Raw genomic sequence first — 12268 nt, 5'->3', positions numbered from 1 at the left:
CGTAGCGGAACCACCATGGGTCGTTTTCCGGAATATCCTCTGACGCCATTACGTCAGGTGGGCGCCATATACGCCGGGCCAGGGCCCGGGCAGGGATAGCTCCCTTGGATGATATTATCGCCTCAGGGATGTTCTCATCAGTTCGTGCCGGGCAGTCCCGCCATCACTGATTTAGGCGTCCCGTGCCCTATCCTCAAGCCCTGATGCAAAAGTTTCGATCCGCTCGGCCAGTTTCACCAGACTTTGCGCCATTTGCAATGCCTGTTCATCGTCGATTCCTGTAGTAGTAGTGTCTGCAGACTTTGGCGTACCGCTGCCATCCTGAACCTGGTCAGCCAGTAAAAGTGCGGCAAACAACAGCAGCCGGCTTTCGTTCAGGCCGCCAGCGGCACCGCCGGCCTCACGCGCTTTGGCATCGACCAGTTGACCGAGATGGATCAACCGATCTTCTTCGCCGTCACGGCAAGTCACGATATATTCGCGCCCAGCGATTGAGAGTCGAACTTCAGCCATTTGCCGAGGCCTCTTTTGAAATCAGCCGGTCTATGTCCGCAACAGCCTGTTCTGTTGCGCTTTTCAGGGCGTCATAGCGCAATTTTAAATCATTGTTGCCGTCATTCGCAATCGGCAAACGAACTTGTTCGAGTTTTGAAATAGCGCGTTCAATTCGCCCGATCGCTGTGATCAATTGGTCTTGTGCCATGCGTTGTACCCCGTTCTTGTTACAAATTAGCAAATCCCTCGCTTTTGGCAACGCGGGAAACACGGCAAATCTTGGTGACTATGGCTTGACCCACGCGGCCTCGCTCCGCAAAGGGAGCGCGAGCCGACTCGTGCAGTCATCACGACAATTTCAAGCGCAGGGGCCGCGTACATTGCGGCAAAGGGGTAGTTACCATGTCCGCCAATCTTCAGATGATGGCCAACGCGATCCGGGCGCTTTCGATGGATGCTGTACAAGCGGCCAATAGCGGCCATCCAGGCATGCCGATGGGAATGGCCGATGTCGCGACAGTTCTTTACACCAAATATCTGAAATATGACGCTTCTGCGCCGAAATGGCCCGATCGGGACCGGTTCGTCCTGTCGGCGGGTCACGGCTCAATGCTGGCTTATTCGACCTTGTACCTCAGCGGCTATGCCAGCCCGACCATAGAAAACATCCGCAATTTCCGTCAGTTGCACAGCTCTTGCGCTGGACACCCCGAGAATATTGAACTTGAAGGTGTCGAAAGCACGACCGGTCCGTTGGGGCAGGGTTTGGCGATGGCGGTGGGCATGGCGCTCGCCGAACGCCATTTGAACGCGGTTTTTGGCGATGAGCTGGTCGATCATCGCACCTGGGTGATCGCCGGTGACGGATGTTTGATGGAAGGTATTAATCACGAAGCCATTGGTCTGGCAGGCCATTTGGGGCTCGGTCGCCTGATCGTGCTGTGGGATGATAACCGCATCACCATCGACGGCAGCACCGATCTGTCAACCAGCGAAGACATCAAGGCGCGCTATGTCGCGACGGGTTGGCATGTCGAAAGTTGCGATGGGCATGATTTTGCTGATATTTCAAGAGCGATAGAGGCCGCACTTGCAGACCGACGTCCATCGCTGATTGCTTGTAAAACGCTGATCGGTAAAGGCGCGCCCAACAAGCAGGGTACGTCGGCAACGCATGGCTCGCCGCTTGGCGCCGACGAAATCGCCGCGGCCCGGGCCGAGTTGGGATGGAATTACCCGCCGTTTGAAGTTCCGGCGGAAATTCTCGATGCATGGCGTGCTGCTGGTAAACGCGGCGAAGTCGCACATGGAAAATGGAATAATCGTTTATCTACAAATACTAACGGCGTAGAGTTTACGCGTCGTATGAATGGTGAATTGCCGCAAAGCGATGCGATGCAAGACTATCTGGCATCGTTGATCGCCAACCCCGCAAAAGTGGCAACGCGCAAAGCATCCGAAATGGCGCTTGAGGCCTTGACTGCCGCCATTCCGGAACTGGTTGGCGGTTCGGCAGACCTCACCGGGTCAAACAACACCAAGACCAAATCGACAGGCCCGCTAACCCGTGAAGATTATGCCGGGCGTTATGTCTATTACGGAATCCGGGAGTTTGGCATGGCGGCTGCGATGAATGGTATGGCGCTGCATGGCGGAATCATCCCCTATGGCGGCACTTTCCTCGTATTTTCGGATTATTGCCGCAACGCCATCCGCCTGTCCGCTATCCAGCAGCAACGCGTCGTTTATGTTATGACGCACGACAGCATTGGTCTGGGTGAGGACGGCCCAACCCACCAGCCGGTCGAGCATATTGTCAGCTTGCGCGCGATGCCCAATCTCACAGTTTTCCGTCCGTGCGATACAATTGAAACCGCAGAATGCTGGGATCTTGCGCTGAAAAACAGCAAAGGGCCGTCGCTGTTGGCGCTGTCGCGTCAAAATCTGCCGCAACTGCGTACCGACGTTAGCCAGAATATGTCCGCGAAGGGCGGCTATCGCATGCGGGCAGCGGCTGCGTCGCGCAAGGTCGTCCTGATCGCTACCGGATCCGAAGTCGAACTGGCGATGAAGGTAGCTGACGCACTGGAAGCGACAGGGCAGGGTGCCGATGTGGTTTCGATGCCCAGCTGGGAGCTTTTTGAGGCACAGGATGCGGCCTATCGCGCGGCAACGCTGCCCGACGACGCACTCAAGGTTTCGATTGAAGCCGGCGTCACTTTGGGCTGGCAGCGTTATACCGGAAATGATGGCCTCAACATCGGTCTCGACAGTTTTGGTGCTTCGGCACCCGCAGAAGACCTATACGACTATTTCGGCTTCTCGGTCGAAGCGATTGTGAGTAAAATTCAAGCTAAGTTAAAGGCTTAAAGGGAGTATTCAATATGGCTACCAAAGTTGCGATCAATGGTTTCGGCCGCATCGGCCGCCTCGTTGCGCGCGCAATCCTTGAACGGAATGACCATGATCTGGAACTGGTCGCGATCAATGATCTGGCGGACGCCAAGTCGAACGCGCTGCTGTTCAAGCGCGACAGCGTGCATGGCGCATTTCCCGGCACTGTAGAGGCCGATGGCACCGACATCATCGTCAACGGCAAGCGTATCCATGTGACTGCAGAGCGCGATCCGGCCAACCTGCCGCACGGCGCAAACGGCGTCGATATCGCGCTCGAATGCACCGGTTTCTTCACCGATCGCGACAGCGCGGGCAAGCATCTGACCGCTGGTGCCAAGCGCGTTTTGATCTCGGCTCCTGCAAAGAATGTTGATAAAACAATCGTGTATGGCGTCAATCACGGCGTCTTGACGTCAGATGACAAGATTGTTTCCAACGCCAGCTGCACCACCAACTGCCTGGCCCCGCTTGCCAAGGTCGTACACGAAACCGTTGGCATCGAACGTGGCCTTATGACCACGGTTCACGCCTACACCAACGACCAGAAAATCCTTGACCAGATCCACAGCGACATGCGCCGCGCACGTGCTGCCGGTATGTCGATGATCCCGACCACCACCGGCGCTGCCCGCGCGGTTGCCGAAGTGCTGCCCGAACTGAAGGGCAAGCTTGACGGCTCTGCGATCCGCGTTCCGACCCCCAATGTCAGCCTTGTTGACCTGACTTTCACCCCGTCACGCGATACCAGCGTCGAGGAAATCAACGCGGCACTGAAGGCCGCCTCGGAAGGCGCTTTGAAGGGCGTATTGGCCTATTCGGACGAGCCGCTGGTCTCGATCGATTACAACCACTGCCCGGCAAGCTCGACCATCGACAGCCTCGAAACCACAGTGCTTGAAGGTAAACTCGTCCGCGTTGTCAGCTGGTATGACAATGAATGGGGCTTCTCGAACCGCATGGTCGATACCGCTGGCGTAATGGCTGGCCTGATCTAAGGAAACGACGTCATGGCCTTTCGTACCCTCGACGACCTCGGCGACCTCACTGGCAAATGTGCATTGGTGCGTGTCGACCTGAACGTACCGATGGCGGAAGGCCGCGTCACCGATCTGACCCGTATGCATGCGCTTGCGCCGACGGTGAATGAACTGTCGGCCAAGGGTGCGAAGGTGCTGTTGCTCGCGCATTTCGGCCGTCCCAAGGGGCAAAAGCACAGCGAAATGTCGGTTTCGATGACGCTGGATGCGTTGCAGCAAGTCCTGGGTCGCGAAATCATGTTCGTTCCTGAAATCTATGGCGATGTTGTCGCGCAATCGCTGTCGATCCTATCCAATGGGGACGTCGCACTGCTCGAGAACAGCCGTTTCTGGGCGGGTGAGGAAAAGAACGACCCCGAACTGGCCAAAGCGATTGCCGCCAATGGCGACCTTTATGTCAACGATGCCTTTTCAGCGGCGCATCGTGCGCATGTGACGACAGAGGGTTTGGCGCATTTGTTGCCGGCCTATGCAGGCCGCTCAATGGAGGCTGAACTCAAGGCGCTGGAAGCCGCATTGGGCGCGCCCGAGCATCCGGTCGCAGCCGTGGTCGGTGGTGCGAAAGTTTCATCCAAGCTCGATGTCCTCAACAACCTCGTCACCAAGGTCGATCATCTGATAATCGGCGGCGGTATGGCCAACACCTTCCTCGCCGCGCGCGGGGTTAATGTTGGCAAGTCGCTGTGCGAACATGATCTGGCCGACACTGCCAATGCCATTCTGGATGCAGCGGACGCTGCGGGATGCACGGTGCATCTCCCTTACGATGTTGTTGTCGCAAAAGAGTTTCGCGCCAACCCGCCGGTGCGTACGGTCAACGTGCATGAAGTGGCCGCGGATGAAATGATCCTCGACGTCGGCCCCGCTGCTGTGGAAGCATTGGGCGACGTGTTGAAGAATTGCCGGACTTTGGTCTGGAATGGCCCGATGGGTGCGTTTGAAATTGAACCCTTTGATGCAGCCACGGTTTCGCTGGCCCGCACGGCTGCCGCGCTCACCAAGGAAGGTTCGCTGGTGTCGGTCGCAGGCGGTGGCGATACCGTTGCCGCGCTGGCCCATGCGGGCGTGACGCAGGATTTCACTTTCATTTCGACTGCTGGCGGTGCCTTCCTCGAATGGATGGAAGGCAAGGTTTTGCCAGGCGTCAAAGCACTGGAAACCACAGCCTGATTTTACCAACAGAGCGGTTGCGGCTTGCACGATGCAACGCTAATGGCCGCCGCGACATACGTATGCAATACTAGGGAGCACCCATGAACACCGCTGACATGACCGCCAAGATTGCCGCCGGACAAGGCTTTATCGCCGCACTCGACCAGAGTGGCGGTTCGACGCCCAAGGCGCTCAAGGGTTATGGCATCGAAGAAGGTGCGTGGAGCAGCGACGAGGAAATGTTTGGCCTGATCCACGATATGCGTTCGCGGATCATCCGGTCGAAAGCCTTCACCGGTGACCGCGTGATTGGCGCAATCCTGTTTGAACGCACAATGGATGGCGCCGTTAACGGCAAGCCAACCCCAGCGGCGCTGATTGAAAAGGGCGTGGTGCCTTTCATCAAGATCGACAAGGGCCTCGAAGACGAAGCCAATGGCGTGCAGATGATGAAGCCGATGCCTGAACTGGACGACCTGCTCGCGCGTTCAAAGGCGCTGGGCGTTTTCGGCACCAAGGAACGTTCGGTTATCAACTCGGCCAATCGCGATGGCATTGCCGCCATCGTCGCGCAGCAGTTTGAGGTCGGGCAGCAGGTGCTGTCGCACGGCATGATGCCGATGATTGAGCCCGAAATTAACATCAAAAGCGAAACCCGTGCGGATTGCGATGCGATCCTGCTCGAAGAAACGCTGAAGCAGCTCGATGCCCTGGGCGCAAACCAACAGGTGATGCTCAAGCTGTCTCTGCCGGTCGAAGCGGGCAAATTTGATGCACTAGTGCAACACCCAAAGGTGCTCCGCGTGGTTGCGCTGTCCGGCGGCTATAAGCGTCCGGAAGCCTGTGTCGAACTCGCCAAAAACAGCGGTATCATTGCGTCTTTCAGCCGCGCACTTCTTGAAGATTTGCGCCACCAGATGAGCGACGATGAATTTGACGCATCGCTCGATGAAGCCATTGAAGCGATCTACAAAGCCTCGATTGCTTGACAGCCAATAGCGCCGCTTCCACTGGTTTTACATGAGCGAAACCAGTTGGACAGCCGTCGACGAATATATTTCGGGTCATTTGCTGAAGCCTGACAGTGCGCTTGCGGACGCGCTGCGGCATAATGCTACACACGGGCTTCCGCCAATCGACGTGTCCGCGACCCAGGGCAAAATGCTGATGCTGCTCGCGCAGATGGCGGGGGCTAAGCACATTCTCGAAGTCGGTACATTAGGCGGTTATTCGACCATCTGGTTGGCGCGCGCATTGCCCGACGACGGGCGGCTTGTTTCGCTGGAAATAAATCCGGACTATGCGAAAGTAGCGTGCGAAAATCTGAACCGTGCAGGGCTAGGTCGGAAGGTCGAGATTCTAACAGGTGCGGCCCTCGACAGCTTGAGCAATATGCAGCCATCGACGCCCTTCGACTTCATCTTCATCGATGCCGACAAGCAGAATAATGTGAACTATGTCGAACAGGCGATCCGCCTGGCGCGACCAGGGGCGACGATCATCGTCGATAATGTGGTGCGTGACGGGGGTGTGCTCGATGCGTCCAGTGACGACGACCGCATTGTCGGCACGCGGAAACTGTTTGAACATATCGCCAACCACGCCCAACTCGATGCGACCGCAATCCAGACGGTGGGGGACAAGGGCTGGGATGGTTTCCTGCTGGCGCGCTTGCGCTAAAATCCGCCGACAAAGTTCAAAGTAAAGCGGTATTTGCCTTCGCCAATCTTGCCTTTTTTGGGGCGGGCAGGGCGGATGTTGGTGAGCCCCATCATGCCGTCTGCAATTGGGGTCGGCTTGTCGCTCGACAAGATGATTTCCCTGGGCTTATCGCCGCGCAACCAGATTGCCTTGATGCGGACGCGCCCGGCCCAGACGCATTGCACCGTGGCGGGGCACCGGCTGTCTTCAAGTATGGCAACAGGTCGGATAACAGGGCCGTCCACATAAACCGCCTCGCCAATGCGGGCGTTGTCACGCTCTTGCGAATGGGCACCGGGTGTGCCGACACAATTTGCAAGAAATGGAAGGGGCATGAGTGTGAATAGAATACGCATTTGCATTTACAGCGAATTGCCCTCGCAGCTATGAACGGAAAATGACCAGACCCGCTTGCCAACTCTATCTGATTTCTCCGTTGAATGTCGACGGTGACTTTCCGTCGCAACTTGAAGCTGCGTTGTCCGCAGGTCCGGTGGCGGCCTTCCAGTTTCGCGTGAAGGACATTGACCAGCATGAAGCAGCCCGTCTGGCGGTGCCTTTGCAGGAAATTTGCGCGCGGCATGATGTGGCCTTCATCGTCAATGACAGCATAGCACTAGCCAAGCGGATCAAGGCTGACGGCGTGCATCTGGGCCAGGACGATGGCGACCCGCGTGACGCGCGCGCGGAACTTGGCCGCGATGCACAAATCGGCGTTACCTGTCACAATAGCCGCCATCTGGCGATGGAAGCAGCTGAGGCTGGCGCGGATTATGTTGCGTTCGGTGCGTACTTCCCGACCACGACCAAGAAGGTTGAACATCAGGCCGATCTTGAAACGCTGGAAATGTGGTCGCAGTTCACCGAGGTGCCCTGCGTCGCGATCGGCGGGATTACGCCGTACAATGCCAAAGCCGTTGTCGATGCTGGGGCCGACTTCATCGCCGTCAGCGGTGCAGTTTGGAGCCATCCCGAAGGACCGGCGGCGGCGGTGAAAGCCTTTAACGCGCTGCTTGCCTAATCCCGGCCTTGACGCTAAAGGCCGCCGCTGTCGGCGCGCTTTTTGCAAATCTGGCGGCGCCAAGCTCTTTCCATCTGTTAAGCGAGTTATCACATGAAAATCAGTGGCGTCGAAATTCGTCCGGGCAACATCATCGAATATGAAGGTGGCATCTGGCGTGCAGTCAAGATCCAGCATACGCAGCCCGGAAAGGGCGGCGCCTATATGCAGGTCGAACTGAAAAACCTGCGTGACGGCCGCAAGAACAATGTCCGCTTCCGTTCGGCCGAAACCGTAGAGCGCGTTCGCCTCGACCAGAAGGATTTCCAATATCTGTTCGCCGAAGGCGACAATCTGGTTTTCATGGACAAGGAAACCTATGATCAGGTGACCTTGCCAACTGACTTGCTGGGTGACGCAGCTGCCTTCCTTCAGGACGGCATGGATGTCGTCATGGAAATGTATGAGGATGAGGCACTTTCGGTCGCCTTGCCCGATACGATCGAAGCCACGATTGTCGAGGCCGATGCCGTCGTCAAAGGCCAGACCGCTTCTTCCAGCTACAAGCCAGCCATTCTTGATAACGGCGTCCGTCTGATGGTGCCGCCGTTCATCAGCTCTGGCACGCGCATTGTCGTTGACGTTTACGAACGGGAATATGTCCGGAAGGCTGACTAATGCCAGCCCTATCAGGACTAATGTCGGTCATGGAAAAGGCTGCCCGCAAGGCGGGTAGCAAATTGCGCCGTGACTTTAGCGAAATCGAACAATTGCAGGTCTCGATGAAGGGGCCTGCCGATTTCGTGACCAAAGCGGACCAAAAGGCCGAAGACACGATTTTCCGCGAGCTCGAAAATGCGCGGCCCGACTGGGGCTTCCTGATGGAAGAAACCGGCGAGATTGCCGGCAAAGAGGGCAAGCCGCGTTTCATCGTCGACCCGCTCGATGGCACCAGCAACTTTTTGCACGGCATACCGCATTTCGCGATTTCGATCGCGGTACAGGATCCCAAGCCCGATGGTTCGGGTTGGGGCGATCTCTATATGGGTCTGGTCTACAACCCGATCACCGACGAAAGCTTTTGGGCCGAGCGTGGGAAGGGCGCTTTCCTGGGCCATAAACGGTTGCGCGTATCCGCGCGTCGCAAGTTGAGCGAGGCGCTGGTCGCGACCGGGGTTCCGTTCAAGGGACATGGCGATATTGAGGAATGGGGCAAAATCTATGCCGCCATCGCCCCCGAAGTCGCCGGTATTCGCCGTTTCGGTGCCGCAAGTCTCGACCTCGCTTGGTTGGCGGCGGGTCGTTATGACGGTTTCTGGGAAAGCGGGTTGTCCCCCTGGGACACAGCCGCAGGCTGCCTGATTGTCCGCGAAGCAGGCGGTTTTGTGACCGACTATCGCGGCCGTTCGCCTGCCATCGCCGATGCCCAATTGCTCGCCGGAAACGACCAGTTGCACAGTCGCTTGCACAAGCTTCTGGTCGGCGCGCTCAAATAATACAAATAACGGTGGAAAAAAGCCGTGTCCGCCCCTTGCGGCGGTGCACAATCACCCCTAAAAGCGCGCCAATTCAGGCCTGAAGCGAGTCCGTTTTGACCGATCTGTCGCAATATCTGCCGATCCTCATTTTCCTGGTCATTGCACTGGGATTATCGAGCCTTTTCGTGTTTCTGCCGATGGCGGTTTCGCGCCTTACAGGTGCGCATCAACCGACTGAGGCAAAGCTCGCCGAATATGAATGCGGTTTTCCTGCGTTTGAGGATTCGCGTAGCCAGTTTGACGTGCGCTTTTACCTCGTCGCGATCCTGTTCATCATCTTCGACCTCGAAGCCGCCTTCCTCTTCCCTTGGGCCGTTAGCCTTGGCGATACCGGTTGGGTGGGCTGGGGCACGATGATGTTGTTCCTGTTCGAACTGGTCATCGGCTTTATCTATGCCTGGAAAGTGGGAGCACTCGAATGGGAGTGATCGAAACAGCACCCGCAGGCGGCGTTCCCGCCGATACGGATTTCGTCAAAGACCTGTCTGAAGAGGTCAATGACAAGGGCTTTGTCGTCACCTCGACCGAAGACCTGTTCACTTGGGCGCGCACCGGCTCGCTCTGGCCAATGACCTTTGGTCTGGCCTGCTGCGCCGTCGAGATGATCCACGGCTATATGCCGCGTTACGATTTTGAACGCTTCGGCATCGCCCCGCGCGCCAGCCCGCGTCAGTCGGATGTGATGATTGTCGCTGGCACACTGTGCAACAAAATGGCTCCGGCGCTGCGCAAGGTTTACGACCAGATGTCGGAACCGAAATATGTGATTTCGATGGGCAGCTGCGCCAATGGCGGCGGCTATTACCACTATAGTTACAGCGTCGTGCGTGGTTGTGACCGGATCGTTCCGGTCGACATCTATGTGCCCGGTTGCCCGCCGACAGCAGAAGCACTGCTTTACGGCATCATGCAGCTGCAACGCAAAATCCGCCGTGAGGGGACGTTTGAGCGATGAGCCATCCAGCCCCCCATATCGAAACACCCAAGGGCACCGTCGCCGCGATTAAAAAGGCACTGGGCAAGGATCTGCTCGCGATCGAAGAGGCGCATGGCGAGATCGCCTGCCATGTCAAAACCGACAAACTGGTCGGTGTGATGATGCAGTTGCGCGATACCTGCGACTATCAGCAGCTGATGGAAATTGCCGGTGTCGATTGGCCTGATCGCGATCCGCGCTTCGAAGTCGTTTACTGCCTGCTCAGTCTGACCAAGAACCACCGCATCCGCGTGCATGTCACGACCAACGAAGATGTTGCGGTTCCTTCGGTGACCGAAATCTGGCCGGTCGCTGGCTGGCTCGAACGCGAAGTGTTCGACATGTATGGCGTCACCTTTGCGGGCAATGATGATTTGCGCCGCATCCTCACCGACTATGGCTTTGTCGGCCACCCGCAGCGCAAGGATTTCCCGCTGACCGGCTATGTTGAGCTGCGCTATTCGGAAGAAGAAAAGCGCGTGAAATATGAGGCTGTCGAACTGGCGCAGGATTTCCGCAGCTTTGATTTCATGAGCCCTTGGGAAGGCGCAGATTATGTGCTGCCCGGTGACGAGAAGGGAGCCAGCAAATGAGTCTCCAGAAAGATCTCGCGCCGACAACCGGCGATGAAGTCATCCAGAATTATACAATCAATTTCGGCCCGCAGCACCCGGCAGCGCACGGCGTTTTGCGTCTTGTCATGGAGCTCGACGGCGAAATCATCGAGCGCCTCGATCCGCATATCGGCCTGTTGCATCGCGGCACCGAGAAACTGATCGAGCACAAGACCTATTTGCAGGCCTTGCCCTATTTCGACCGGCTCGATTATGCTTCGCCGCTGGCGATGGAGCACAGCTATGTGCTCGCGATCGAAAAGCTGCTGAACCTTGAAGTGCCGCTGCGTGCGCAATATCTGCGCGTGCTGTTTGCGGAAATGACCCGGATTTCGAACCATCTGCTCAATCTGGCGCACCACGCGCTTGACGTGGGTGCGATGACGCCGGGTCTGTGGCTCTATGAAGCGCGTGAAGATTGCATGACCTTCTTCGAACGCGCATCGGGTGCGCGCATGCACACCGCATGGTTCCGCCCCGGCGGCGTGCATCAGGATGTGCCGCTAAAGCTGCTCGCGGATATTGGTGACTGGCTCGACGATCGATTGCCGCGCCTGTTCGAAGACGGCATGGCGCTGGTGGTCGACAACCGCATCTTCAAACAGCGCAATGTCGACATCGCTTTCGTCAGCAAGGAAGATGCGATCAAATGGGGCTTTTCGGGCCCGATGATCCGCGGCGCGGGCATCCCCTGGGATATCCGCAAGTCGCAGCCTTATGATGTCTATGCAAAGCTGGAATTCGACATTCCCGTCGGCACCAAGGGCGATTGCTATGATCGCTTCATGGTCCGCGTAGAGGAAGTGCGCCAGTCGATCCGCATCATGAAGCAGTGCCTGCAACAGATGCCGGAAGGCCCGGTGTGCAGCGACGATCGCAAGATTGTTCCGCCCAAGCGTGCCGAGATGAAGGCGTCGATGGAAGCGCTGATCCACCACTTCAAACTCTACACCGAAGGCTTCCACGTGCCGGAAGGTGCGGTCTATGTAGCGACCGAAAGCCCCAAGGGCGAGTTCGGTGTCTATCTGGTCAGCGACGGGACCAACAAACCCTATCGCTGCAAAATCCGCCCGACCGCGTTCAGCCATTTGCAGGCGATGGACATGATGTCGCGCGGGCATATGCTGGCCGATACCACCGCGATCATTGGTGCACTCGACATCGTGTTCGGGGAGTGTGACCGGTGAAGCGTTCAGAGATAGTGATCGATTGTGTTAACACGTTCTGCTGGTGCTTCACCTTCGGTGTGATTGCATCTTGGTTTTTGCACGATGATGTCAAAGTCGATACGAGTTTCTTTATTAGCGCAGCGTTCACTTTTGGTCGGCTGCTCAGTTTGCTGACAAAAGCGGAAAACA

Annotated in this window: 15 protein-coding genes and 1 other RNA gene; 12 read left to right on the top strand and 4 right to left on the bottom strand. The window is 57.2% G+C overall.

Annotation, left to right across the window (positions count from 1 at the left end):
• Positions 1 to 3: 3 nt before the first annotated feature.
• The 3 genes from ssrS to DXH95_RS06165 form a co-directional block, all read right to left on the bottom strand.
• Positions 4 to 161: non-coding RNA, 6S RNA (gene ssrS / locus DXH95_RS06175), on the bottom strand.
• 10 nt (positions 162 to 171) lie between these two features.
• Entirely contained in the window at positions 172 to 513 is a 342-nt protein-coding gene (locus tag DXH95_RS06170; RefSeq protein ID WP_115548522.1) for a cell division protein ZapA, read from the bottom strand.
• Positions 506 to 703, bottom strand: a complete 198-nt coding sequence (locus DXH95_RS06165) for a hypothetical protein (RefSeq protein ID WP_115548521.1) — start codon at positions 701 to 703, stop codon at positions 506 to 508. The genes DXH95_RS06170 and DXH95_RS06165 overlap by 8 nt, the downstream gene beginning before the upstream one ends.
• Positions 704 to 897: 194 nt before the next feature.
• Here DXH95_RS06165 and tkt point away from each other — a divergent pair, with 194 nt between their 5' ends.
• The 5 genes from tkt (at position 898) to DXH95_RS06140 (ending at position 6761) form a co-directional block, all read left to right on the top strand.
• Positions 898 to 2865 (top strand): transketolase, encoded by a 1968-nt coding sequence (tkt, locus tag DXH95_RS06160; protein WP_115548520.1) that lies wholly within the window; start codon positions 898 to 900, stop codon positions 2863 to 2865.
• Between the two features lie 14 nt (positions 2866 to 2879).
• On the top strand, positions 2880 to 3887 hold the full coding sequence (gene gap, locus DXH95_RS06155) for a type I glyceraldehyde-3-phosphate dehydrogenase (RefSeq protein WP_115548519.1): 1008 nt from the start codon (positions 2880 to 2882) through the stop codon (positions 3885 to 3887).
• Between the two features lie 12 nt (positions 3888 to 3899).
• Positions 3900 to 5099, top strand: coding sequence for a phosphoglycerate kinase (locus DXH95_RS06150; protein ID WP_115548518.1), 1200 nt, complete (start codon positions 3900 to 3902; stop codon positions 5097 to 5099).
• An 83-nt stretch (positions 5100 to 5182) separates the two neighbouring features.
• Positions 5183 to 6070, top strand: a complete 888-nt coding sequence (locus DXH95_RS06145) for a fructose bisphosphate aldolase (protein WP_115548517.1) — start codon at positions 5183 to 5185, stop codon at positions 6068 to 6070.
• Positions 6071 to 6101: 31 nt separating this feature from the next.
• Positions 6102 to 6761 (top strand): O-methyltransferase, encoded by a 660-nt coding sequence (locus DXH95_RS06140; RefSeq protein ID WP_115548516.1) that lies wholly within the window; start codon positions 6102 to 6104, stop codon positions 6759 to 6761.
• Here the strand turns inward: DXH95_RS06140 and DXH95_RS06135 are convergent.
• The gene (locus tag DXH95_RS06135) at positions 6758 to 7144 is read right to left on the bottom strand and encodes a hypothetical protein (RefSeq protein WP_115548515.1); all 387 of its coding nucleotides are present in this window, start codon (positions 7142 to 7144) and stop codon (positions 6758 to 6760) included. The two genes, DXH95_RS06140 and DXH95_RS06135, sit on opposite strands and share 4 nt — an antisense overlap.
• Positions 7145 to 7179: 35 nt before the next feature.
• Between DXH95_RS06135 and thiE the strand changes: the two genes are divergently transcribed.
• The 7 genes from thiE (at position 7180) to DXH95_RS06100 (ending at position 12097) form a co-directional block, all read left to right on the top strand.
• Positions 7180 to 7803, top strand: coding sequence for a thiamine phosphate synthase (gene thiE, locus DXH95_RS06130; RefSeq protein WP_115548514.1), 624 nt, complete (start codon positions 7180 to 7182; stop codon positions 7801 to 7803).
• A 93-nt stretch (positions 7804 to 7896) separates the two neighbouring features.
• A complete protein-coding gene (gene efp / locus DXH95_RS06125; protein WP_115548513.1) occupies positions 7897 to 8460 on the top strand; it encodes an elongation factor P in 564 nt (187 codons plus the stop codon).
• Positions 8460 to 9278, top strand: coding sequence for an inositol monophosphatase family protein (locus tag DXH95_RS06120; RefSeq protein ID WP_115548512.1), 819 nt, complete (start codon positions 8460 to 8462; stop codon positions 9276 to 9278). Before efp ends, DXH95_RS06120 begins: the two co-directional genes overlap by 1 nt.
• A 95-nt stretch (positions 9279 to 9373) precedes the next feature.
• On the top strand, positions 9374 to 9748 hold the full coding sequence (gene ndhC, locus DXH95_RS06115) for an NADH-quinone oxidoreductase subunit A (RefSeq protein ID WP_115548511.1): 375 nt from the start codon (positions 9374 to 9376) through the stop codon (positions 9746 to 9748).
• On the top strand, positions 9739 to 10275 hold the full coding sequence (locus DXH95_RS06110) for a NuoB/complex I 20 kDa subunit family protein (RefSeq protein ID WP_115548510.1): 537 nt from the start codon (positions 9739 to 9741) through the stop codon (positions 10273 to 10275). The genes ndhC and DXH95_RS06110 overlap by 10 nt, the downstream gene beginning before the upstream one ends.
• Complete coding sequence (locus DXH95_RS06105) at positions 10272 to 10889, top strand: NADH-quinone oxidoreductase subunit C (protein WP_115548509.1); 618 nt, start codon at positions 10272 to 10274, stop codon at positions 10887 to 10889. The genes DXH95_RS06110 and DXH95_RS06105 overlap by 4 nt, the downstream gene beginning before the upstream one ends.
• Complete coding sequence (locus DXH95_RS06100; RefSeq protein WP_115548508.1) at positions 10886 to 12097, top strand: NADH-quinone oxidoreductase subunit D; 1212 nt, start codon at positions 10886 to 10888, stop codon at positions 12095 to 12097. The genes DXH95_RS06105 and DXH95_RS06100 overlap by 4 nt, the downstream gene beginning before the upstream one ends.
• Positions 12098 to 12268 lie beyond the last annotated feature (171 nt).

Source organism: Sphingorhabdus pulchriflava (assembly GCF_003367235.1).
Lineage (GTDB): Bacteria > Pseudomonadota > Alphaproteobacteria > Sphingomonadales > Sphingomonadaceae > Sphingorhabdus_B > Sphingorhabdus_B pulchriflava.
The sequence above is the reverse complement of the archived record's forward strand: the minus strand, read 5'-3'. Positions and strand labels throughout refer to the sequence as shown.